The organism is Lactococcus sp. FSL W8-0209 (assembly GCF_038006585.1).
Classification (GTDB): domain Bacteria; phylum Bacillota; class Bacilli; order Lactobacillales; family Streptococcaceae; genus Lactococcus; species Lactococcus lactis.
The window spans coordinates 259,729-284,161 of sequence record NZ_JBBOVN010000001.1 but is presented as its reverse complement, the minus strand read 5'-3'; the positions used below and the strand labels follow the sequence as shown (position 1 = coordinate 284,161).

Annotated in this window: 13 protein-coding genes, 3 tRNA genes and 3 rRNA genes; 13 read left to right on the top strand and 6 right to left on the bottom strand. The window is 37.7% G+C overall.

Going from position 1 to position 24,433, the window contains the following annotated elements; translation table 11 throughout:
- Positions 1 to 190 precede the first annotated feature (190 nt).
- Entirely contained in the window at positions 191 to 748 is a 558-nt protein-coding gene (locus MKX45_RS01425) for a helix-turn-helix domain-containing protein (RefSeq protein WP_010905025.1), read from the top strand.
- A gap of 9 nt (positions 749 to 757) precedes the next feature.
- Here MKX45_RS01425 and MKX45_RS01420 read toward each other — a convergent pair whose 3' ends face one another.
- The 5 genes from MKX45_RS01420 to dnaA form a co-directional block, all read right to left on the bottom strand.
- Positions 758 to 958 carry a DUF951 domain-containing protein gene (locus MKX45_RS01420; RefSeq protein WP_003132155.1) on the bottom strand — a complete coding sequence of 67 codons (201 nt, stop codon included), beginning with the start codon at positions 956 to 958 and terminating at the stop codon, positions 758 to 760.
- 36 nt (positions 959 to 994) lie between these two features.
- Positions 995 to 4,606, bottom strand: coding sequence for a helicase-exonuclease AddAB subunit AddA (gene addA / locus MKX45_RS01415; RefSeq protein ID WP_057719905.1), 3,612 nt, complete (start codon positions 4,604 to 4,606; stop codon positions 995 to 997).
- Entirely contained in the window at positions 4,599 to 7,898 is a 3,300-nt protein-coding gene (gene rexB, locus MKX45_RS01410; protein WP_340816726.1) for an ATP-dependent nuclease subunit B, read from the bottom strand. The genes addA and rexB overlap by 8 nt, the downstream gene beginning before the upstream one ends.
- A 105-nt stretch (positions 7,899 to 8,003) precedes the next feature.
- Positions 8,004 to 9,146 (bottom strand): DNA polymerase III subunit beta, encoded by a 1,143-nt coding sequence (dnaN, locus tag MKX45_RS01405; RefSeq protein ID WP_128267411.1) that lies wholly within the window; start codon positions 9,144 to 9,146, stop codon positions 8,004 to 8,006.
- A 156-nt stretch (positions 9,147 to 9,302) separates the two neighbouring features.
- Positions 9,303 to 10,670 (bottom strand): chromosomal replication initiator protein DnaA, encoded by a 1,368-nt coding sequence (gene dnaA, locus MKX45_RS01400; protein ID WP_057719912.1) that lies wholly within the window; start codon positions 10,668 to 10,670, stop codon positions 9,303 to 9,305.
- Positions 10,671 to 11,513: 843 nt separating this feature from the next.
- Here dnaA and MKX45_RS01395 point away from each other — a divergent pair.
- The 9 genes from MKX45_RS01395 (at position 11,514) to MKX45_RS01355 (ending at position 19,426) form a co-directional block, all read left to right on the top strand.
- Positions 11,514 to 13,060 (top strand): 16S ribosomal RNA (locus tag MKX45_RS01395).
- 93 nt (positions 13,061 to 13,153) lie between these two features.
- Positions 13,154 to 13,226: transfer RNA gene (locus MKX45_RS01390), tRNA-Ala, on the top strand.
- 138 nt (positions 13,227 to 13,364) lie between these two features.
- A 23S ribosomal RNA gene (locus MKX45_RS01385) occupies positions 13,365 to 16,265 on the top strand.
- A gap of 83 nt (positions 16,266 to 16,348) precedes the next feature.
- Positions 16,349 to 16,464 (top strand): 5S ribosomal RNA (rrf, locus tag MKX45_RS01380).
- Together the 16S, 23S and 5S rRNA genes with 3 tRNA genes alongside form the textbook arrangement of a ribosomal RNA operon.
- 9 nt (positions 16,465 to 16,473) lie before the next feature.
- Positions 16,474 to 16,545, top strand: a tRNA-Glu gene (locus MKX45_RS01375).
- Between the two features lie 36 nt (positions 16,546 to 16,581).
- A tRNA-Asn gene (locus MKX45_RS01370) sits at positions 16,582 to 16,655 on the top strand.
- A gap of 95 nt (positions 16,656 to 16,750) precedes the next feature.
- Complete coding sequence (locus MKX45_RS01365; protein WP_015427248.1) at positions 16,751 to 17,692, top strand: TIGR01212 family radical SAM protein; 942 nt, start codon at positions 16,751 to 16,753, stop codon at positions 17,690 to 17,692.
- Between the two features lie 130 nt (positions 17,693 to 17,822).
- Positions 17,823 to 18,413, top strand: coding sequence for a class I SAM-dependent methyltransferase (locus MKX45_RS01360; protein ID WP_128268131.1), 591 nt, complete (start codon positions 17,823 to 17,825; stop codon positions 18,411 to 18,413).
- A 125-nt stretch (positions 18,414 to 18,538) separates the two neighbouring features.
- The gene (locus MKX45_RS01355; RefSeq protein ID WP_003132622.1) at positions 18,539 to 19,426 is read left to right on the top strand and encodes a GRP family sugar transporter; all 888 of its coding nucleotides are present in this window, start codon (positions 18,539 to 18,541) and stop codon (positions 19,424 to 19,426) included.
- A gap of 74 nt (positions 19,427 to 19,500) precedes the next feature.
- On the opposite strand, the gene MKX45_RS01350 is transcribed toward MKX45_RS01355, so the two are convergent.
- Positions 19,501 to 20,808 (bottom strand): serine hydrolase, encoded by a 1,308-nt coding sequence (locus MKX45_RS01350; RefSeq protein WP_057720933.1) that lies wholly within the window; start codon positions 20,806 to 20,808, stop codon positions 19,501 to 19,503.
- A gap of 327 nt (positions 20,809 to 21,135) precedes the next feature.
- Between MKX45_RS01350 and rpsL the strand changes: the two genes are divergently transcribed.
- The 3 genes from rpsL to fusA all read left to right on the top strand — a co-directional run bounded on the left by rpsL (position 21,136) and on the right by fusA (position 24,433).
- Positions 21,136 to 21,549, top strand: coding sequence for a 30S ribosomal protein S12 (gene rpsL / locus MKX45_RS01345; protein ID WP_003129874.1), 414 nt, complete (start codon positions 21,136 to 21,138; stop codon positions 21,547 to 21,549).
- 18 nt (positions 21,550 to 21,567) lie between these two features.
- Positions 21,568 to 22,035: a 30S ribosomal protein S7 gene (gene rpsG / locus MKX45_RS01340; RefSeq protein WP_015427245.1), complete on the top strand. Its 468-nt coding sequence runs from the start codon at positions 21,568 to 21,570 to the stop codon at positions 22,033 to 22,035.
- Positions 22,036 to 22,303: 268 nt separating this feature from the next.
- Positions 22,304 to 24,433 (top strand): elongation factor G, encoded by a 2,130-nt coding sequence (gene fusA, locus MKX45_RS01335; protein WP_003129877.1) that lies wholly within the window; start codon positions 22,304 to 22,306, stop codon positions 24,431 to 24,433.

Genomic DNA, 24,433 nt, shown 5'->3' with positions numbered 1-24,433 from the left:
ATCTCTAAGTTTACAAGTTTACACAAGGCTCGTAAACAATAGAGCGTATCATCACTAGCCTTTATTTTAAAGGCTTGCCACAAAATGTTACCCTAAAATACCACTATGTTCTTGCTTTTAACTTCGCTTTAGTTGATAATGAAATCAGAAACAAATCACTAGATTGCCCATTTAAATTTAAGGAGAAAAAATGCTCGGAGAAAATTTACAAAAAGCTCGTCTTGCCCAGAAGCTCACACAAGAAGAAGTTGCAAAAGAACTTTATTTTAGTAGACAAGCCATTTCACGTTGGGAATCCAATAAAACTGAACCAAATTTTGAAACATTGATTGCCCTAGCCGAATTATATGAATCAGATTTATCAGCTTTTGCTCAAGGAATTGAACCCCAAAAAAGAAAGAAACATATCAACCTATTTGCTGGTTTTGGCTTAGTCTTTTTTAACTTCGTTCTTGGTTTCTGGTTGATAATTACTACTGCTTTGATTCTTTTGGCTCTCTATGCTATTATATTAGCTTTATTCCTTGCTCCATTTATTATGATTTTCGCTGTTGCTACTCATAACCCACATATTACTTTTGGCAATGCGAATGGAGCAACAGGTTTTGACTGGTGGTACTGGTTAGTTGCAATTATCGCTTGTTCGCTGATGGTTCTTGTTAGCCCTTTGATTTGGCGATTTACAAAGTTACTTTACTTTTGGCTTATTAAATACCTCAAATTTAATCTCAAATCGGTTTATAATTAAAAAAAGGGCTCACTTGAGCACCTTTTTTATTTTTTTATTAAAGTCAAAACGACTCATCATCACTTCATGATTGCAGTTTGTACATCTTATCTTGATATCTGCACCCAATCTAGTGATTTCCCAAGCATTTGCTTTTTTACCAGTCGCCTTAACAGTGCAGGCATGAGGTTTCTTCATCTCGACAATCGAACCTAATTCATATTCCAGCATTATCTATCCTTTCTATACAATTCCTGTCATTATAATCTAATCATCTAGTTTTTCAACAAAAACTTGCTGAGGGCCTCCTAATAAAATGAGATACTTGTCAACTTGGTTGACATCGTAGGCTTTTTTCAAAGCCTCACTATAAAGATTCATCTGATCTCTATAACGCTCTTTTATTTCAGAAATAGCTGAAGAACTTGTAAATCTATCTGTCTTATAATCAAATAGAACGATTTTATCAGTAAGTTTAACAAATCCATCACAAATTCCCCGAACAATATACTGCTCTTTAGCAAATTCATCTGTTCTCAACATTGAAAATGGTGCTTCTTTAACTGTTTTATCAACATTTTCTGATAAAAACTGACCGAAATCTGTATCAAACAAAGTCAAAATTTTAGCAATATCAATTTGATTTTTTATTTTTTCATCAAATCCCATTTCATCAAGTGTCGCTTGAAAACTAAATAAATCTGCTTGAGAAAAATCTGCATACTGCATAAAACTATGTGTTGCCGAACCGATTTCTGCAGCAGTAACTTTCTTAGGACCAAAATCAGAAAAATCTAGCTTTTTGACCCGAGTAAATTCACTTATCGGTTGAATTTCACCCACTTGTAATTGTTTTTCATAGCTTCGTTTTTTAACCTGACTTGGTGTTTGAATACTTGAAAGCTCTGTTGCTGCTTGATTTGGATATTCATAATTCATAATTTTTTGAGCTTTTTGTATTTCATCAGAATAGGCCATGATATTATCAAATTTTTCCGATTCTTCGACCAATTTTTTGAAATCAGGTTGACTTGTAAATTCAAGTTTTTCTGCTTCCAACTCTTCTTTTGTGTAGACATTGAGTTTCATCGGAAGTTTTGTGGCATTTTGAAGCGCCAATATCCAGTGTTGAAAACCGCGACTTGAATTACGAAATTTATCTTCTAAAATCTTTCCTTCTAAACTTGCATTATCGTAAAGGTCAAGTCCTGATTTTTTATCCGTTTCTTTTATTTTTCCGACAAGATAAAGTTTTTTCTTTGCTCTTGTAAATGCAACATATAAAACACGCATTTCTTCTGAGAGAGCTGCTCTTTGTTTTAAGTCTTTATTCACCATATAAGGGAATGTTTCCATTTTCACTAAAGCATAAGGGAAATCAGTTATAACATCTGCTTCATCCTTTAAATCGGCAATAAGCTTCATTCCTAAACCATTTTCACGACTTAGGATAACATCTTCTTTCAAATCACGATCGTTGAAACGAGATTGTAAATTCATTAAAAAGACATAATCAAATTCTAATCCTTTTGATTTATGGAAGGTCATCACTCGAACAGCATTTTGAGGAAGTTTTATATTAACAGAAGCTAAATCATTATTTTGTTCCATAAATTTGTTGATTAATCTTACAAATTTAAATAATCCTTTATAACCAGAACTTTCATATGATTCTGCTCGAACCGCTAAGGCTTGTAAGTTCGCTTGACGCATTTCACCATTTTTTAAGGCACCAACATAGTCAAAATAGTAGGTTTCTGTATATATTTTCCAAAGTAAATCATGAATTGCAACTTGGTTTACAAGTTTACGCCACTCTGTAAACTTCTTATAAAATGCTTTAAGCTTGTCCTCTAAGGAAGGATTGATAAGTTCTGGATTTTGTCCTTCTTTATTAAGTGACAAAAGAATTTTATCCCAAAATCGAAGGTCATGGCTTCCTTGAGTACTGATTCTCGTTAATTCATCTTCATTAAATCCAAATAACGGAGACCTTAACATCGCAACCAATGATAAATCATAGAGTGGATTATCAATTGCTCGTAAAACGTCTAGCATAATTAAGACTTCCATTGATTTCAAAAAATCAACTCGTCCTTCATCAAGAACGACCGGAATATCGTAACTAAGCAGAATATCCTCAATTTTATTATTATTTGATTTAGAACGAACCAAGATTGCTATATCTTTTGGCTCAACTCCAGCTTCAATCAATTCTTTTATTTCTTGAGCTGCCCCTTTAATCTCTCCATCCGAAATTCTTACTTCGGATTCATCTGTTTCTTCATCACTTGTATTTTCTTTGTATAAAAGAAGTTCTGGATAAAAATCTTTCTCAGATTCAACTGGATAATCAGTAATGTTTCCTTGAACTAAGGCTTCTTCTTTGCCATAAGTCATCTCACCTAATTTTTCATCCATCAGGTGTTTAAAGATATCATTTGTAAATGTTAAAACCTCACCACGTGAACGAAAGTTTTCTTTTAGGCGAATTAATTGATTTGGATTTTCTGTCTTGGCATAGTCTTTATATTTTTCTAAAAAGAGGCCAGGGTCAGCTAAACGAAAGCCATAAATTGATTGCTTAATATCACCAACCATGAAGAGATTATGTCCATTCGATAAAAGTTCCAGCATTCGCTCCTGAGTGTGGCTGGTATCCTGATACTCATCAATCATGATTTCATCATAATGTTCTCTTAAAGTTTCACGTATATCTGGATTTTCCTCTAAAATTTCGATGGCAAAGTGTGCGATATCAGAGTACTCAAAAGCATTTTCATTCTTTTTACGTTCTAAATAACTTTGGTAAAACTCAATAACAAATTTTTGTAAATTTTCTGCGATTTCAAATGCTTGATTTTGATATTTTTCAATCAACTGACCATGTTTTATTTTATCAACAAACTTCCGAATTTCTCCAGGTTTGGATTTCGAGCCGACTAAGTCTTGCTTTTGTGCTGAAAAATCTTTTTTCAGAGCCGAAAGTATTTCATCTTTTGAAGAACCCACTCGAATATCTGTATCTATTGATAAAAATAGTTCTGTGAAAGTTGCAAAATCTTTAGTGGTTATTGCTTCTAAGAGTTCATTTTTATTATCTAAAATAAGGTTGGCCTTATCACGTCCAGCCCCTTTTTTAGCAATTACTCCATTGGTTAATGAAGTTTCTAGAAGTTCAAAAAATATCAGTAAATTCTCTTTTATATCTGCTGAAAAATCTGCAGACAAGTCTGTCAGTGATTTATATGTTTCAAAACCTTTTAAAAATTGATTTTCTAACCACTTTATTGGATTTTCAGTTGCTGATGCAAAACGGTAAGTAGTGTAAACCACTTTTTGAAAACCAGCAATATTTCTGTCTTTAGAAAAATTTTTTATAAGTTCTTCAAATTTTTCTTTTGAAACATTCAATCCTTCATCTCCTGATAGATAAGACTCAACCAATTGTTCAAAAACTTCTTGTCTAATTAAATCACTCTCTGTTTGATCAGCTAAGATTCGGAAATTCGGGTCAATATTTACTCGATTGAAATTCGTTTTTGTCAATTTTTGGGTGAAACTATCCATAGTTCCAATATCAGCATTTGACAAGTTATGTAAAGCAAGTGTCAACCTACGAGCTTGATTTTCATCAGAACTTTCTTGTCTGGCTTTTTTTAAATCTCGCTCAAGCCGCATCCGTAATTCGCTTGCTGCTTTTTTTGTAAATGTGGAAATGAAAAGTCGATCAATTTCAATTCCTTGTTTGACTTTCTCGACAATTCTCTGAGCCATAACAAAAGTTTTTCCGGAACCAGCACTCGCTGAAACTAGAATATTCTTACCAGAACTATGAATGGCTTCATTTTGCTCTGGAGTTAATTTTACTTCACTCATTTCGCCCTTCTCCTTTTAATTCTGCTAAGATTTCTGCTTGAGATTTTTGACCAATTTCACGACTGTGATCATTCATGTGTACATTTGCTTCAAATCGACAAATAGATTTAAGCGGACAGTAGCGACAACCTCGAACATTACCTGTTTGATCAATCCCTTCGGAGCGTTTCATAATTGGATTTATTGCAATCTGACCACTCTTAAGTCGCTGACCAGCATGCTGATAATGATTTTCATTCAATTTTAAAAGCTGTTCAAATTCTTCTTGATTGTAAATATTAGATTTTTTTACAGTAATATTTTCTATTGCTTTAATTTGGTCAGCTGCCTCTTCCAAAACTAAACCATCATAGCGCATTGATTCTTTCAATAAGCCAGCAATCTCTGATAAATGATTGATTTCTGATAAGTTAATTGGTTGATTTTTAAATTGTAAATAAAGAGCACCCCATATTTTTTGATTAGGAAAAGCTTCTTTAATCACGTCTAAATAGGTCATAAATTGTAAACTCAGACCGTCATAAGCATCCTGTAATTTAAAGGAATGAGCACTTGATTTGTAATCTATAGCTCCTAAATAATCAGAAGAAAGTTGGTCCAAACGGTCAATTCTTCCTCGTAAGTAAATATCATCAACAGAAAAATTACCTAATTCACTTTTTGGTAAGCCAAAACTACTTTCTGTCAGTAAAGTTTTAAGTTCATCAGTAGAAACTGTTTCCTTTAAAACTGTTGCAGTCTGTCTAACAATTTCTTCTAAATTGGTCCAAGTAAATCTTGCAGTTGCATCCTGAGTAAAATAACGAGAGTAATTACTGTCAACATCATGTAAAACTTTTGTCAATTTTTCATCAAAATTTTCAGCTGACAAAGCTTCTTCTTGCATGACTTTTTCAAAAACTTCATGGAAAAAGTTACCGACAATTTTGGAATTTATATCAATATTTTCAAAAGTTTCCAGACCCAAAGTGGTCTCTAAAAAGTACTGATATTCACAGTTATAAAAGCGTTCAAAAGAACTGACAGAAGCATAAAGTTTATCACCATAAATTTTGTCTAAGGTTTCTTTTGATAAGTTGACCGTATCAATATCTTTAGCTAAATCCAATAATATTTTTTGAAAATCAGGATTTGACTTAACTAAGATTCGGAAAATACTAGACCAAAAAACTCTTTTGTCATCATTTTTTCCTTCAGTTTCAATAAGTTCACGCTCAATTTTTCCAATCATAGAAATCACTGAACGACTGTTTCCAATGTGCTCTAAGCTTTCAAAAAGATTGACTTCTTGAATTTTTTGAAGAATTTTTTCATCCGCATGATTCAAAAATAATTGGAAAACTGGTGAAAATTCTCCTTGCTCATTTGCCATAATTTGTGGCATGGACAAAACTAAAGTTTCTTTTGCCGAATTCACTAAAGAAAGGAGTGTAAACTGATTTTTTTGATAGTTGACAACGTTCAACTGTTCAATAAACTGATTTTCATCAGTTGTTTGATTGATTTCTAGTCGTTCTTCATCGGATAAAAGTGTTGAATTTTTCTTTATTCTTGGAAAATTAGTTTGACTCAAACCAATGGCATAGATATATTTATTAGTTTTAGGTTCAACAAGTTCATAATCTTTGATGTTTACAACATCAACGTTTGCTGGAATTTGTCGATATTTTGCATTTTTCAATCCTGCTAATAAAATATCTAAAAACTCCACACTTTTCAATTTTTCATCAGAAAAAACGGCCAAAAACTCATTCAATATCGAAATAAGCATTTGCCAAACTTGTTCATGTTTATCAGCCATTTGATGCTTATTTTCAGATTCTGCTTCTGAAAAATAAGTGTTCATATTGGCCATTACATTTCCATTTTCAAGTAAAACTTGTAAATCAGAAACCCATTTTTTTCCTGTTTTTTGCCGATTTGTCCCCAAAAAGACTTGTAAAGGAGAATCATTTCCCAATAAGTTTTCGCGAAGTTGATTCACTAATTCAATTTTAGAAAACTCACTTTCATTGAATGCTTCCGTAAATTTTTTTCGACCAGAAATCTTATATTTTTGAACATAGTATTCAAAGTAATCAATAACTTCTTCATCAAGGTTGACATCAGTGTAAACCTTGCTTTTTAGAAGATTGACAACATCATCTGTCCGATAATTATTCTTTTTAATTGAAAGTAAACTTTCAAAAAAGATAACCAAAGGATGCTGACTCATTGATTCTTCTTGGGCATAGAAAAATGGAATTTCATAAAGTTCAAAAATTTCTTTCAAAGTAATTTCATAAGCAGCTGGATCGCCTACTAAAACTGTAAAATCTTTGAAAAAAGCCCCCTGACTTATTTTTTGTCTAATTTCCTTTGCGACACCTTCAATTTCAACTTTTTGATTTTCGGCTTCCCAAATTCTGAAATATTTTGCATCAGCAGAATTTATTTCAATATTTTGATCAGAAATGGCAAATCTTGAATCTAAATCGAGTAATTTTGTCAACTTATTGTAAACTTCATTGACAGATGAAGAAGCCATTTTTCTTAGTTCTACTGGAAATTTACTGCGAAAACGCCCAATCATTTGACTCGTACTGATATAAATTGTTTCAGATCCGGCTGTCAGTGAATTTTCATCACTATAAGTTCCAATGACAAAACGTGCCACTCTATCTTGAATACTTTCAATAAAAAGCTCTTCTTCCGCAGAAAATCGAGTATATCCATCAATGACAATTGTCACATCTTTGAGTTGAAAATCAAATTCCCCATCAGCAAGACGACTAGTAAAATCACTAAATTCTGAGTAGTTAGCATAGTCATTTGCTAACTTTTCTTCAAATCTACTTAAGATCTTTTTTAATTCTTGATTTTTAGGGCTGTCAGGTAAATTTTCTACTGACATATTTGCTGTCAGTAACTCTGTTCTTAACTGAATTAGCATTTCCAAAAAACCAGCAGAATCCTGTAGAGAAAAATACAATGGAATTTCTTCTTTTAAAAAACTCCTTAAAACACGTCGAAAAAGCATTGAAAGGCCTGCTGTTCCTAACTCTGTCTTTGTTGTCGCTTTTTCCCGCTTATCAAAATAATAGGGCAATTGCTTAAAACGAGTGACGAGTAAGTCAAAAACTGCTGCATCACCTCCCTTAGCCAAGCGCTCTAAAATTTCTTTCTCCTTCTCAAATGACATTGAAGAAGGCACAATGTAATAAACTTTTCGATTTTTTTCAAGTTCTTCAAGAGAAATCTCTAATAGTCCCTCTGTTAAATCTTGTGTAATTTCAGTATATAAAATTTCCATAAAAAATAGACCTAACTTTCGTTAAGTCCATTATAACAAAATCTAAAATTACTGACAGACATTTTCGTCAGCAAATCTAAGCTGACAAAAGAGCTGTCAGTAATTTTAATTTGTACGTACTGGTGTAATCAATTGAACAAATCCAGATTCTTCATTACGTGGTTGTAAAGTGAACGGACGAACATTAGAAATAAAGCGAATACGAACTTCTGGTGCTTTAATCACTTTCAAAGCATCAATCAAATATTCAGGATTAAAGCTGATTGCTAAGTCATTTCCTTCTTTTGATAAGGCTGTTAATTCTTCATGGACAGAACCTACCTCAGGAGAGTTGGCTGTGGTTACTACAGAATCACCAGAAACCGTCAATTTTACAGTTCCATTAGTTGTCATTACTGTCAATAAACGCGCACGATCCATTGTATGACGCAATTGCGCAGCATCAAAAACTAAATCTAAAGTATAATCAGCTTCATTTGGAATTAACCGATTAGTATCAGGATAAGATCCTTCAATCAAACGACTATAATAACTAATTGTTTCATTTCTAAAAAGCATTTGGCTTCCACTGATGAAAATTTCAATCTCTTCTTCATCATTTGTGAAAACATTTTTAAAACTATTGATTGATTTATTTGGCAAAATAACATCAAATTTTAATTCTGAATCTTCTAAAGGCAATAAACGTTGACTCATCCGATGTGAGTCAGTTGCGACTGCTTTTAATTCTCCAGTTGATAAAGTTTCTAAATGAACACCTGTAAAAATTGGACGATTTTCTTGAGTACTTACAGCAAAAACTGTTTCTGTAAAAATTTCTTTAAGTACTTTAACTTTCATTTTCAATGAAGAGCCTTCGGAAATTTCTTGTAAATGCGGATAGATTTCTGAATCCAGGCCTTTTAAAGTAATTTCTGACTTACCAGAAGTTAACAAAACTTGCTTTTGTTCTTTTTCAGTAAATTCAAGAGTGACTTCAGGTAATTGACTTACCACATTTTCAAAGAAAGCAGCTTCTAACAAAACTGAACCAGTCCCTGAAATAAGCATACTTGCATCTTTATTATCAACAGGTAAAAAATTCTTAATTGAAATTTGACCATTTGAACCAATTAAAGTAATTCCATTTTCTTCAACTTCAATTTTTAATTTTGTTAAAGCAGGAATTGTTACTTTAGAACCAATTGCTTGTTTGGTAATTCTCAAAGCATTTTGAAACGCATTTTTATTAATTGAAAATTTAATCATGAGATTCCTTTATAATTTCTTTTTATAAATATAATAGTAATAGTAGTAGGTCCTGTGGATAATCTGTATAAGACAAATCCACTTAGAAGTATAAGCTTTTCCCCTGTGGATAATTAAAGAATAAGTATTTTATAAGTCCTTGAGTTTTCCACAGGTTCAAAATTTACGTTTAATGCTATCGATGTCTTTTTGAACATCCATATCATTTTTCATCTTATCCGAAATTTGTTTATAAGCGTACATTACCGTTGTGTGATCACGGCCGCCAAAAGCAGTTCCAATTGCCGGAAGACTTGTACCTAAAAGTTCTCTGACAAGATACATCGCAATCTGTCTTGGAAAGGCAATTTCCTTAGGACGCTTAGGACCAACAAGATCTGAGAATGAAATATGATAATAATTAGCAACTTCATCTTGAATTTTTTTAATAGTAAGATTTGATAAAGATTGCTGAGTTGCATTTTTTAAAGAACGCAAAGCCTGACTTGCTGTCTCGATATCGACAACCGCAATGCCATTTGCTCGAGCCACAAATTCGACCCGATTTAGAGCGCCCTCGAGTTCTCGAACGTTTGAGTCAATCTGACCAGCAATATAAGATAGAGTTTCACTCGGAAATTCTAAACGACTTGATTCAGATTTAATCAAAAGAATAGCCATCCGAGTTTCATAGTCAGGAGCCGTAATGTCAGTAGTCAAACCCCAAGAGAAGCGTGAAACCAAGCGATCTTCCAAATTATTTAATTCTTGCGGAATACGATCAGAAGTTAAAACAATTTGGGAACCTTTATCATAGAGTGCATTGAAGGTATTGAAAAATTCATTTTTCGTCCCCTCTTTATCACTGAAAAATTGCACATCGTCCAATAGAAGTAAATCTAAATTACGATAAGTATTTTCAAAATTCTCCATTTGGTTTTTTCGCGTTGCATTAACATAGTCGTTAACGAAATTCTCCGAAGAAACATATTTAATTCGAGCCGTCGGATTGTCAGTCAAAATCTGATTTCCAATTGCATGCATTAAATGCGTCTTACCTAGACCAGCTCCACCATAAATAAATAGTGGATTATAGGTATCACCAGGTTTATCAGCAACAGCAATTGCCGCAGCCAAAGTCCAACGGTTACCAGGACCTTGCACAAAATTTTCAAAATTATATTTCTCGTTGAGACCACTAACCAAAGGAGAAGTGGGTTTAACAGTAGAACGCGGCTGCTCTTCAATAGAAGATTGATTATTTAAACGATGAAGTTCCAGTTCAGTTAACTCATCATTTGCATAGAGTTCATAATCAATCATCCGACCAAAGATCTCAAACCCCGCCGTTGTGATCAAATCGGACTGTTTTTTCCAATAATCTTTTTTCATTCCACTATCAAGCAAGATATTGGCAGTATCTTGCTCGACAGACATTAATTGAGCAGGCTCAATAAAAAAATCATAAGCTTGTTTCCCGATACTCTGCTGAGCTAGTTCGGTTACACGGGCCCAAAATTTTTGATTTTCATTAAGGGATGCCATATTACTCCTTTACTTTTTAGTTTGTTGATAACTCATTATATCACTTCACTTTATATTTTTCCACAGTCTGTTGAAATTAACAAAAGAAAGTTTTCCACCATAAGAAAAAGTTATTAACAAAACTGTGGATAATGTGTAAAAGTTTTTTTATCCACAGGAAAAGATAAGGAATACCAAATGCATACGGACTTATCCACAAACCAAAAAAAGTTAAATTTACAGATTATTTGCTGTGGAAAAAGAAAAAATTAAGAAAAATTTACCACAGCTTTTAGACAGTCATTTCTATCTTTGGGGATATTTTATCTCTAATGTAATAAAATCCAAGAATTTGAAAATAAATTGTTAAATTTTAAGTTTTCTACTATATAAAGACGTAATATAGAGACGAACTATTTACTACAAAATAAAAGAAAGTTCAATTTTCTACTATTTATAATAAAAATTTACTTAAGTTTAAAAACATCATTTCTACGTAAAAAATCAAAGAATTTTATTCTCAGAAGGTAAGAAAGACTAAAATAAGTACCTTATCTTACTAAAAAATAAGAAAAAATAAAAAGTAATGAAAATCAGTGGTGGCATGAAATAAAGCGAATACAGGGGAGGGAAAAAGCGAACGTAAGATAAAAAAAGTCGTAAAAGCCACAGTTAATTCTTGACAAGATTAGGTAGGTTTGATAGAATATAATAGTTGTCGCAAGAGACGAGGGTCTTGAAGCGATAAGCTAGACCATTGAAAACTGAATAAAGAAGAATGACTCATGTGATGTAGTAAGATACATCAAAAATCTGTCAATCAATAATGAAAGACAAGCCAGTCACTTCGGTGACTTAAATACTTTATTTGAGAGTTTGATCCTGGCTCAGGACGAACGCTGGCGGCGTGCCTAATACATGCAAGTTGAGCGCTGAAGGTTGGTACTTGTACCAACTGGATGAGCAGCGAACGGGTGAGTAACGCGTGGGGAATCTGCCTTTGAGCGGGGGACAACATTTGGAAACGAATGCTAATACCGCATAAAAACTTTAAACACAAGTTTTAAGTTTGAAAGATGCAATTGCATCACTCAAAGATGATCCCGCGTTGTATTAGCTAGTTGGTGAGGTAAAGGCTCACCAAGGCGATGATACATAGCCGACCTGAGAGGGTGATCGGCCACATTGGGACTGAGACACGGCCCAAACTCCTACGGGAGGCAGCAGTAGGGAATCTTCGGCAATGGACGAAAGTCTGACCGAGCAACGCCGCGTGAGTGAAGAAGGTTTTCGGATCGTAAAACTCTGTTGGTAGAGAAGAACGTTGGTGAGAGTGGAAAGCTCATCAAGTGACGGTAACTACCCAGAAAGGGACGGCTAACTACGTGCCAGCAGCCGCGGTAATACGTAGGTCCCGAGCGTTGTCCGGATTTATTGGGCGTAAAGCGAGCGCAGGTGGTTTATTAAGTCTGGTGTAAAAGGCAGTGGCTCAACCATTGTATGCATTGGAAACTGGTAGACTTGAGTGCAGGAGAGGAGAGTGGAATTCCATGTGTAGCGGTGAAATGCGTAGATATATGGAGGAACACCGGTGGCGAAAGCGGCTCTCTGGCCTGTAACTGACACTGAGGCTCGAAAGCGTGGGGAGCAAACAGGATTAGATACCCTGGTAGTCCACGCCGTAAACGATGAGTGCTAGATGTAGGGAGCTATAAGTTCTCTGTATCGCAGCTAACGCAATAAGCACTCCGCCTGGGGAGTACGACCGCAAGGTTGAAACTCAAAGGAATTGACGGGGGCCCGCACAAGCGGTGGAGCATGTGGTTTAATTCGAAGCAACGCGAAGAACCTTACCAGGTCTTGACATACTCGTGCTATTCCTAGAGATAGGAAGTTCCTTCGGGACACGGGATACAGGTGGTGCATGGTTGTCGTCAGCTCGTGTCGTGAGATGTTGGGTTAAGTCCCGCAACGAGCGCAACCCCTATTGTTAGTTGCCATCATTAAGTTGGGCACTCTAACGAGACTGCCGGTGATAAACCGGAGGAAGGTGGGGATGACGTCAAATCATCATGCCCCTTATGACCTGGGCTACACACGTGCTACAATGGATGGTACAACGAGTCGCGAGACAGTGATGTTTAGCTAATCTCTTAAAACCATTCTCAGTTCGGATTGTAGGCTGCAACTCGCCTACATGAAGTCGGAATCGCTAGTAATCGCGGATCAGCACGCCGCGGTGAATACGTTCCCGGGCCTTGTACACACCGCCCGTCACACCACGGGAGTTGGGAGTACCCGAAGTAGGTTGCCTAACCGCAAGGAGGGCGCTTCCTAAGGTAAGACCGATGACTGGGGTGAAGTCGTAACAAGGTAGCCGTATCGGAAGGTGCGGCTGGATCACCTCCTTTCTAAGGAATATATACAAAGACGTGAGCATTCAACTTTATTCAGTTTTGAGGGGTTTAGTCATAAACCTAAGCAAGAATCAACTTCTTGATTGTGGGGCCTTAGCTCAGCTGGGAGAGCGCCTGCTTTGCACGCAGGAGGTCAGCGGTTCGATCCCGCTAGGCTCCATTGTCAGACAAGACGTTAAAATCACTTGAACATTGAAAACTAAATAACAATATCTAATAACGATAAATAAACCAAAAGCTGTGAATTTTAAAGAATTTACAAACTTATACTTGAAAAACGATGATTATAAATCATCATGGCAAAGTTAATAAGGGCGCACGGTGGATGCCTTGGCACTAAGAGCCGATGAAGGACGTGACTAACGACGATATTCTAGGGGGAGCAGTAAGTACGCATTGATCCCTAGGTCTCCGAATGGGGAAACCCAGCTGCTACTAGCAGTTATTCATGAGTGAATACATAGCTCATGTAAAGGTAACGCAGAGAACTGAAACATCTAAGTACCTGCAGGAAGAGAAAGTAAAAACGATTTCGTAAGTAGCGGCGAGCGAACGCGAAGAAGGGCAAACCAAGAAGCTTGCTTCTTGGGGTTGTAGGACTGCAACGTGGACTTAAGCATTATAGTCGAATAACCTGGGAAGGTTAATCAAAGAGGGTAATAATCCCGTAGACGAAATAGCGCTTATACCTAGCAGTATCCTGAGTAGGGCTGGACACGCGAAATCCAGTTTGAATCCGGGAGGACCATCTCCCAACCCTAAATACTCCTTAGTGACCGATAGTGAACCAGTACCGTGAGGGAAAGGTGAAAAGAACCCCGAGAGGGGAGTGAAATAGCACCTGAAACCGTGTGCCTACAAGAAGTTCGAGCCCGTTAATGGGTGAGAGCGTGCCTTTTGTAGAATGAACCGGCGAGTTACGTTATGATGCGAGGTTAAGTTGAAGAGACGGAGCCGTAGGGAAACCGAGTCTGAATAGGGCGACTTAGTATCATGATGTAGACCCGAAACCTAGTGACCTATCCATGAGCAGGGTGAAGGTGTGGTAAGACGCACTGGAGGCCCGAACCAGGACACGTTGAAAAGTGTTTGGATGACTTGTGGATAGCGGAGAAATTCCAAACGAACTGGGAGATAGCTGGTTCTCTCCGAAATAGCTTTAGGGCTAGCGTCGAAATGTAAGTGTATTGGAGGTAGAGCACTGTTTGGGTGAGGGGTCCGTCTAGGATTACCAATCTCAGATAAACTCCGAATGCTAATACACATGTTCGGCAGTCAGACTGCGAGTGCTAAGATCCGTAGTCGAAAGGGAAACAGCCCAGACCAACAGCTAAGGTCCCAAAATATATGTTAAGTGGAAAAGGATGTGGGGTTGCATAGACAACTAGGATGTTAGCTCAGAAGCAGCTATCATTCAAAGAGTGCGTAATAGCTCACTAGTCGAGTGACCCTGCGCCGAAAATGTACCGGGGCTAAACATATTACCGAAGCTTTGGATTGATATTTTATCAATGGTAGGAGAGCGTTCTTAACCGCGATGAAGGTATACCGTGAGGAGTGCTGGAGCGTTAAGAAGTGAGAATGCCGGTATGAGTAGCGCAAGATAAGTGAGAATCTTATCCACCGTAAGACTAAGGTTTCCAGGGGAAGGCTCGTCCGCCCTGGGTTAGTCGGGACCTAAGGCGAGGCCGAAAGGCGTAGTCGATGGACAACTGGTTGATATTCCAGTACTAGATATGATCGTGATGGAGGGACGCAGTAGGCTAAGAGATGCCAGTTAATGGATTCTGGTCTAAGCAGTGAGGTGTGAGATGTGTCAAATGCATTTCTCTTTAACATTGAGCTGTGATGGGGAAGCAACTACGGTTGCGAACTCTCTGATGTCACACTGCCAAGAAAAGCTTCTAGCGTAAAGTCATATCTACCCGTACCGCAAACCGACACAGGTAGTCGAGGCGAGTAGCCTCAGGTGATCGAGAGAACTCTCGTTAAGGAACTCGGCAAAATAGCCCCGTAACTTCGGGAGAAGGGGTGCTGGTGTAAAAGCCAGCCGCAGTGAATAGGCCCAAGCAACTGTTTATCAAAAACACAGCTCTCTGCTAAACCGCAAGGTGATGTATAGGGGGTGACGCCTGCCCGGTGCTGGAAGGTTAAGAGGAGTGCTTAGACGTAAGTCGAAGGTATGAATTGAAGCCCCAGTAAACGGCGGCCGTAACTATAACGGTCCTAAGGTAGCGAAATTCCTTGTCGGGTAAGTTCCGACCCGCACGAAAGGCGTAATGATTTGGGCACTGTCTCAACGAGAGACTCGGTGAAATTTTAGTACCTGTGAAGATGCAGGTTACCCGCGACAGGACGGAAAGACCCCATGGAGCTTTACTGTAGTTTGATATTGAGTACCTGTAAGTCATGTACAGGATAGGTAGGAGCCATTGAAATAGGGACGCTAGTTTCTATTGAGGCGTTGTTGGGATACTACCCTTGACTTATGGTTACTCTAACCCGCTGGCATAATCGGCCAGGGAGACAGTGTCTGACGGACAGTTTGACTGGGGCGGTCGCCTCCTAAAGAGTAACGGAGGCGCTCAAAGGTTGGCTCAGATTGGTTGGAAATCAATCGTAGAGTGTAAAGGTAAAAGCCAGCTTGACTGCGAGAGCTACAACTCGAGCAGGTAGGAAACTAGGACTTAGTGATCCGGTGGTACCGCATGGAAGGGCCATCGCTCAACGGATAAAAGCTACCCTGGGGATAACAGGCTTATCTCCCCCAAGAGTTCACATCGACGGGGAGGTTTGGCACCTCGATGTCGGCTCGTCGCATCCTGGGGCTGTAGTCGGTCCCAAGGGTTGGGCTGTTCGCCCATTAAAGCGGCACGCGAGCTGGGTTCAGAACGTCGTGAGACAGTTCGGTCCCTATCCGTCGCGGGCGTAGGTAATTTGAGAGGATCTGTCCTTAGTACGAGAGGACCGGGATGGACTTACCGCTGGTGTACCAGTTGTTCCGCCAGGAGCACGGCTGGATAGCTATGTAGGGAAGGGATAAGCGCTGAAAGCATCTAAGTGCGAAGCCCACCTCAAGATGAGATTACCCATTCGTAAGAATTAAGAGCCCAGAGAGATGATCTGGTAGATAGGCTGGAAGTGGAAGAGTTGCGAGACTTGGAGCGGACCAGTACTAATCGCTCGAGGACTTTACCAAAAGAGTCAAATATAATATGCTTATGGTTTAAAAGTTAGAAGAATTGTTATTTAGTTTTGAATGTTCAAGGTAACATTTAATGATTTGGTCATCATTGCGATGGAGATACACCTGTTCCCATGTCGAACACAGAAGTTAAGTCCATCTACGGCGGAAGTACTTGGGGGTTGCCCCCTGGGAGATAGGCGAGTGGCCAAGTTGAAAGTATGGTCCGTTGGTCAAGGGGTTAAGACACCGCCTTTTCACGGCGGTAACACGGGTTCGAATCCCGTACGGACTATATTATTAAAACTCGGGGAACCGAGTTTTATGTTATTGCGGATTAGCTCAGTTGGTAGTAGCGCATGACTGTTAATCATGATGTCGTCAGTTCGAGTCTGACATCCGCAGCTTTTAAGAGACCTACGGGTCTCTTTTTTTATTATAAATACAGAAAATGTTTAAGAAATTTTGATATAATTTGATAAACGGAGAGATGATATAGAATGCAAAAGAGATATACAACTTGGAATGAATATTTGCGAACCAATTTTGGTGAAAAAATATTTAAAGTTCCTATTGATGCTGGTTTTGACTGCCCTAATCGGGATGGTACGGTTGCTCATGGTGGATGTACTTTTTGTACAGTATCTGGTTCAGGGGACATGATTTTGGAGCCAGAAGCTCCAATTGCGGACCAATTTGCTGCCGAAGTGGCTCAATTTCATAAAAAGTGGCCTGGAGTGAAGAAATATATTGTTTATTTCCAAAATTTCACTAATACTCACGCGCCTGTTGAAGTACTGAGAGAGCGTTTTGAACAAGCGGTAAACCAACCAGATGTTGTAGGTATTTCAATTGGTACTCGTCCTGACTGTTTACCAGATGACGTTGTGGATTACTTGGCAGAATTAAATCGTCGAATGGAAGTTTGGATTGATTTGGGTTTGCAGACTACTTATGAAGAAACATCAGATTTGATTAATCGAGCTCATGATTATGAAACCTATGTAGATGCGGTGAAGAGATTGAGGCTTCATAATATTAATGTTTGTACTCACTTAATCAATGGTTTACCTGGTGAAACTAGTGAGATGATGTTAGAAAATGTTCGTCGAATGGTTTTAGATTCTGATATTCAAGGTGTGAAATTACATTTACTTCATTTGATGAAGCAAACTCGTTTGCAACGTGATTATCATGAAGGAAAATTACAGCTGATGTCGCAAGAAGAATATGTAAAAGTGATTTGTGACCAATTAGAGATGATTCCAAAAGAAATTGTTATTCATCGTTTAACAGGAGATGCTCCGCGGGATTTAATTATTGGACCTATGTGGTCTTTAAAAAAGTGGGAAGTTTTGAATAGTATTGATGCTGAAATGGAACGGCGAGGAAGTGTTCAAGGTTGTAAAGATGTTCGGCTTAGTGATCTAATTACATTTTAACTGACAGGAGGTGAATTTTTATTCATCTCTTTTTTATTGAATTTGGTGTTATAATAGGAAAGAAATTGAAAATCTGTCAGTAAAACTGAAATTGGTATATAAAAATAATTAGAAAGTGATGAGGAAATAAATGTTAAAACAGTTAGAAATGGCTCACTGGATGTTGAAAGATATCATCAAAACTAATGATGTTGTGGTGGATGCAACGATGGGGAATGGTTATGATACTCAATTTTTAGCGGAATTAGGGGCGAATGTATATGCTTTTGATGTGCAAGAAGAAGCGCTAAATGCAACTGAAAAACGTTTAGATGATGCTGGAATAAAGAATCAAATATTTGAAAAAAATCTCTCGAATTTACTGACAGAGCCGTTAGTAAATCTAGTTTTGTCTGGTCATGAAAAGCTTTCTGAATATGTCAAAGAGCCAATCAAAGCAGCTATTTTTAATCTTGGATACTTACCCAAAACTGATAAAAGTGTGGTTACAAAGGCTGATACCACTTTGACTGCTCTAGATGCTTTGACTAATCAGTTAGTTGTAGGTGGAAGAATTGCGATTATGATTTATTACGGTCACGAGGGGGGAATGGAAGAAAAAGATGCCGTTATTAAGTGGACTTCTAGTTTGCCACAAAAGGACTGGGAAGTGACTTCTTATGCACCTCTTAACCAAATTCATACGCCGCCAATTTTAGTCCTAATCGAAAAAAGAAAATAAATTTACTTGAACAGTTGTGAATCTTATGTATTCTTTTATCTCTTGTTTTTTCCAAAAAAAAGAGTAAAATAGAGAAATGCTTAATTTTTTAAGTAAAAAATTATTTTAAAGAGGTAAATATACACATGCAAGGAGTTCTTCTCGCGCTTGTTCCAATGTTTGCTTGGGGTTCTATCGGATTTGTAGCTAATAAATTTGGTGGTGATGCTAAACAACAAACACTTGGAATGACTTTGGGCGCTTTTGTTTTTGCACTTATTGTTTTCTTATTCCGCATGCCAACGTTGACATGGCAAATTTTCTTAATTGGATTTATTGGTGGATTGCTTTGGGCAATTGGACAATTTGGTCAGTTTAATTCAATGAAATACATGGGTGTTTCAGTAGCAAGTCCGCTTTCATCAGGGAGTCAATTAGTAATTGGTGGCTTGATTGGGGTTTTTGCTTTCCACGAATGGACAAAACAAATTCAATTTATTCTCGGATTTATTGCGATGGCTGTTTTGGTAGTTGGGTTCTATTTCTCAGCTAAACGTGACCCAGAAAATGCAGTTGTTGAAGAAGGACGTAATTATACTAAAGGATTGACTGCTTTAACTTACTCAACTTTGGGATATGTTATCTATGTTATTCTTTTCAATAACTTAGCAGTACTTTGGTTCAATGTTCATTTTGATACATTGACAATTATCTTGCCAATGTCAGTTGGAATGATTTTTGGAGCACTTGTAATGGGTCGTTTCAAAATTAAAATGGAAAAATATGTTTATCAAAATATGATTGTTGGAGCAATGTGGGGTGTAGGTAATATCTTTATGCTTATGGCTGCAAGCGCTGCTGGTAACGCAATTGCCTTTTCATTCTCGCAATTAGGTGTCATCATTTCAACTATTGGAGGAATTCTCTTCCTTGGTGAAAAGAAAACCAAAAAAGAATTGGTTTATGTTGGAATTGGGATTGTTCTATTCGTAACAGGTGCAATTTTACTTGCAATTGTAAAATCTAAAGGATAATAAAAAAGCTGTCAGTAAATTGACGGCTTTTTTTTATAAGCTAATTTACTTACAGCTTTTTTGTCAGTAAAATTTTAGAGTTTTTCATTAACGAAATTTACAAAATGATTCCAAAAAACCTTTGGAGCGCTACTACGGGGGACAGTTTTCTTAGCAACCAATGGAATTTGTTCTGCGGTACAATTTGGAAGATAGCCTAAACTATCCTTTACTGTAGTAGAAAGAGTGACAAGTTTTTGGTTTTTAGTCACAGTTGCTTCAACGGAGGCTGTTTTTTCCTTACTGAATTTGACTGTCAGTGATTTTGTATCTGCACTACCATCTGTAGCGTAAGGAACAACGGGAGTGATATTTTGTGGAGCAACGAGTTGAACAGATTTTTCTTTTCCATCAGTCACAGTAATTTCTTTAAAATCATCTAAGGATTGATTTTTTTGCACAAGACTGGTCGTACGCCAATGACCATAAACATAGTTCATCAGTTGATTTGTGAGAGTGAAAGGAGTTGAGTTGTCAGCAGCAGGATCTGTAGCTTCTAAAACAACCGTAATGATTCTAAAACCGTTTTGATTTGTTGTTCCAGCAAAACAGTCAATTTGAAAACTTGTTGAACCTGTTTTCAAGCCATCAACACCAGTTCTTGAAGTAGAAAAACCACTAAGCATTTGATTTGTATTAGTTAAGGTCATCTTTGCTTCATTGCCGGTATCAAAAGGAATTTCTGTTTTTTTAGTGATTTGAAGAATTTCTGGAAAATCTTGAATAAGATGATAACTAAGTGTTGCTACAGCCTTTGCGCTCATTGTGTTTGTTGCTGAAGCACCAGACCCTGGATAAATATGACCGTTTAAATCATCATTTGGTAAGCCAGAAGCATTGACGAGATGGCTGTCAGTAATTCCCCAGTCTTTCATTTGTTTTGTCATCATATCAACAAATTTTGGTTCTGAACCAGCAATTTTTTCAGCTAAAGCGACAGCAGCAGAATTTGCTGACGGAAGAAGTAAAGCATTCAATAAATCTTTGACAGTATATTGACCATTTTGAGCAAGGGGAATATTGGAAGCATTAGAATTTTGAGTTAATTCATAAGCATAATCTGAAATAGGAACTTTAGTATTCCAAGTCAATTTATTTTCAGCTACATTTTTGTAAACTAAATAGGCTGTCAGTAATTTAGTGATAGAGGCGATCCGAGTGCTTGCATCATCAGCATTTTGCGCGTATAAAATTTTACCACTTGAGGCATCAATAGCAATTGCTGATTTAGCAGCAACTGTAAAATCATTTGTCGTTGGAGTCGTAGCAGCACTGACAGAAAAGCCCGAAAGGACTGACAGACTAATCAGGAAACTACAAAAAATAATTGCAATTTTTTTCATGACTCGATTATACCATAGTCTATTCGTAAGGTACAATAGATTCAAAACTTGATAGATAATTAAATAGTTTTATTTTTTCAAAGTCAATTCTAAAAAATAGATTGACAATTGTTATAAAAAATGATATTATATTAAACGGTACTTTTTACTTTGGACTCTCAGGAGAACTTGTATAAGTTGCTAAACTTCTTGTCAGAACTTGGCTTAAGCGACCATATACTGACTAAAAAATTGGCGATTCGCCATCCAATAAAAAGAAAGGAATGCTTTTGTATTTCTCATCGCTTCGCATAAAAATGTGGAAAAATACAAAAAGCAGACAGTAAAATGCCTACAATTAACCAATTGGTACGCAAACCACGTCGTGCTCAAGTGACTAAATCTAAATCACCAGCAATGAACGTTGGCTACAACAGCCGTAAAAAAGTACAAACTAAACTTGCAAGCCCACAAAAACGTGGAGTAGCAACTCGTGTTGGTACTATGACTCCTAAAAAACCTAACTCAGCGCTTCGTAAATTCGCGCGTGTACGTCTTTCAAACCTTATGGAAGTAACAGCGTACATCCCAGGTATCGGACACAACCTCCAAGAACACAGTGTTGTACTTCTTCGTGGTGGACGTGTAAAAGACCTTCCAGGGGTACGTTACCATATCGTTCGTGGTGCACTTGATACAGCAGGTGTCGCTGACCGTAAACAAAGCCGTTCTAAATACGGTGCTAAAAAACCAAAAGCTTAAGAAGGGAGATAAGTAAGAATGCGTAAAAATCGTGCCCCAAAACGTGAAGTTTTGGCAGATCCAATGTACAACTCAATCGTCGTAACTCGTCTTATCAACCGCGTTATGCTTGATGGTAAACGTGGTGTTGCGTCTCAAATCGTTTACGGTGCCTTCAAACAAATTGAAGAAGCTACTGGAAACAACCCACTCGAAGTCTTCGAAACTGCTATGGAAAACATCATGCCAGTTCTTGAAGTTCGCGCTCGTCGTGTCGGTGGTTCTAACTATCAAGTCCCAGTTGAAGTTCGTCCAGAACGTCGTACAACTCTTGGACTTCGTTGGTTGGTAACAATCGCTCGTAACCGTGGTGAACACACAATGCAAGATCGTCTTGCAAAAGAAATCTTGGATGCAGCTAACAACACAGGTGCAGCAGTCAAAAAACGTGAAGATACTCACAAAATGGCTGAAGCTAACCGTGCGTTCGCTCACTTCCGCTGGTAAAATCTATTTGCGTTGCAGCTGCTTCGTCAGAAGAACCCTCGCGTACTCTATAGTACGCTTCGGAACCTTCTTTCTCGCTTCTGCTTAGCAAATAAATTTTACGATCAGTCTTAAAGATTGTAAAGTAACATCGAATTGATGTAAAAAAACGAACATTACCGGGCTTGGGCTCCTCGCCTGCTCGGTTTTGTTTTAATTTTTTAACATAAATTTGATACAATAAAACTAATGAGAAATTCTCATGACTAAAATCAAATAGGAGAACAAAATGGCTCGCGAATTTTCACTTGCTAATACACGTAATATCGGTATCATGGCCCACGTCGATGCTGGTAAAACAACAACAACTGAACGTGTTCTTTACTACACTGGTAAAATCCATAAAATCGGTGAAACTCACGAAGGTGCATCACAAATGGACTGGATGGAGCAAGAACAAGAACGTGGTATCACAATCACATCTGCAGCAACAACTGCTGAATGGAAAGGTAACCGCGTAAATATCATTGACACACCAGGTCACGTGGACTTCACAATCGAAGTACAACGTTCACTCCGTGTTCTTGATGGTGCTGTTACCGTTCTTGATGCTCAATCAGGTGTTGAACCACAAACAGAAACTGTATGGCGTCAAGCGACTGAATACGGTGTTCCACGTATCGTTTTTGCTAACAAAATGGACAAAATCGGTGCTGATTTCTACTACTCACTTTCTACTTTGGGAGATCGTTTGGGTGCTAATGCTCATCCAATCCAAATTCCAATTGGTGCAGAAGATGACTTCATCGGTATCATTGACTTGGTAACTATGAAATCTGAAATCTATACTAACGACCTTGGTACAGATATTAAAGAAACTGTTGTAGGTTCAGACGAATTTAACGCTGAATTGGCAGCTTTGGATTTCAATGCTGAAGAATACACAGAACTTGCAAACGAATGGCGTGAAAAACTCATCGAAGCAATTGCTGATTTCGATGAAGATATCATGGAAAAATATTTTGCTGGTGAAGAAATTCCAGAAGCAGAACTTAAAGCTGCTATCCGTAAAGCAACAATCAATGTTGACTTCTACCCAATGCTTGCTGGTTCAGCCTTCAAGAACAAAGGTGTTCAAATGATGCTTGATGCAGTTATTGACTACCTTCCAAGCCCACTTGATATCCCTGCAATCCAAGGTGTTAACCCAGATACAGACGAAGAAGACGAACGCCCAGCTTCAGATGAAGAACCATTTGCAGCTCTTGCTTTCAAAATCATGACTGACCCATTTGTTGGACGTCTTTCATTCTTCCGCGTTTACTCAGGTACACTTGATGCTGGTTCATACGTTTTGAATACTTCAAAAGGTAAACGTGAACGTATCGGACGTATTCTTCAAATGCACGCTAACACTCGTAAAGAAATCCAAACAGTTTATGCTGGGGATATCGCCGCTGCTGTTGGTTTGAAAAATACAACAACTGGTGACTCATTGACAGATGAAAAAGCTAAAATCATCCTTGAATCAATTGAAGTTCCAGAACCAGTTATCCAATTGATGGTTGAACCTAAAACTAAAGCTGACCAAGATAAAATGGGTGTTGCCCTTCAAAAATTGGCTGAAGAAGATCCAACTTTCCGTGTTGAAACAAACCCAGAAACTGGTGAAACAGTTATCTCTGGTATGGGTGAACTTCACTTGGACGTTCTTGTTGACCGTATGAAACGTGAATTCAAAGTTGAAGCAAACGTTGGTGCGCCTCAAGTTGCTTACCGTGAAACATTCCGCGCTGGAACTTCAGCACGTGGATTCTTCAAACGTCAATCAGGTGGTAAAGGTCAATATGGTGACGTATGGATCGAATTCACACCTAACGAAGAAGGCGCTGGATTTGAATTTGAAAATGCTATCGTCGGTGGTGTCGTTCCTCGTGAATTCGTACCAGCCGTTGAAAAAGGTTTGGTAGAAACTATGGCTAACGGTGTCCTTGCTGGATACCCAATGGTTGACATTAAAGCTAAACTTTATGATGGTTCATACCATGATGTCGATTCATCAGAAACTGCCTTCAAGGTTGCCGCTTCTCTTGCAATGAAAGAAGCTGCTAAAACTGCTAAACCAGCAATTCTTGAACCAATGATGAAAGTTACAATCACTGTTCCTGAAGAAAACCTTGGAGATATCATGGGTCACGTGACTGCTCGTCGTGGTCAAGTTAACTCAATGGAAGCTCATGGTAAATCACAAATCGTTAATGCTTTCGTTCCACTTGCTGAAATGTTCGGTTACGCAACTACTCTCCGTTCATCTACACAAGGACGTGGTACTTTCATGATGGTATTTGACCACTATTCAGACGTACCTAAATCAGTACAAGAAGAAATTATTGCTAAAAACGGCCGTAACGCTGACTAA

Bases quoted from the DNA above. Each gene is read 5' to 3' on its own strand.
- fusA (WP_003129877.1), top strand. From the start codon at position 22,304: ATGGCTCGCGAATTTTCACTTGCTAATACACGTAATATCGGTATCATG.
- dnaN (WP_128267411.1), bottom strand. From the start codon at position 9,146: ATGATTAAATTTTCAATTAATAAAAATGCGTTTCAAAATGCTTTGAGA.
- MKX45_RS01355 (WP_003132622.1), top strand. From the start codon at position 18,539: ATGCAAGGAGTTCTTCTCGCGCTTGTTCCAATGTTTGCTTGGGGTTCT.
- rpsG (WP_015427245.1), top strand. From the start codon at position 21,568: ATGCGTAAAAATCGTGCCCCAAAACGTGAAGTTTTGGCAGATCCAATG.
- MKX45_RS01425 (WP_010905025.1), top strand. From the start codon at position 191: ATGCTCGGAGAAAATTTACAAAAAGCTCGTCTTGCCCAGAAGCTCACA.
- dnaA (WP_057719912.1), bottom strand. From the start codon at position 10,670: ATGGCATCCCTTAATGAAAATCAAAAATTTTGGGCCCGTGTAACCGAA.
- MKX45_RS01350 (WP_057720933.1), bottom strand. From the start codon at position 20,808: ATGAAAAAAATTGCAATTATTTTTTGTAGTTTCCTGATTAGTCTGTCA.
- rexB (WP_340816726.1), bottom strand. From the start codon at position 7,898: ATGGAAATTTTATATACTGAAATTACACAAGATTTAACAGAGGGACTA.
- MKX45_RS01420 (WP_003132155.1), bottom strand. From the start codon at position 958: ATGCTGGAATATGAATTAGGTTCGATTGTCGAGATGAAGAAACCTCAT.
- MKX45_RS01365 (WP_015427248.1), top strand. From the start codon at position 16,751: ATGCAAAAGAGATATACAACTTGGAATGAATATTTGCGAACCAATTTT.
- addA (WP_057719905.1), bottom strand. From the start codon at position 4,606: ATGAGTGAAGTAAAATTAACTCCAGAGCAAAATGAAGCCATTCATAGT.
- MKX45_RS01360 (WP_128268131.1), top strand. From the start codon at position 17,823: ATGTTAAAACAGTTAGAAATGGCTCACTGGATGTTGAAAGATATCATC.
- rpsL (WP_003129874.1), top strand. From the start codon at position 21,136: ATGCCTACAATTAACCAATTGGTACGCAAACCACGTCGTGCTCAAGTG.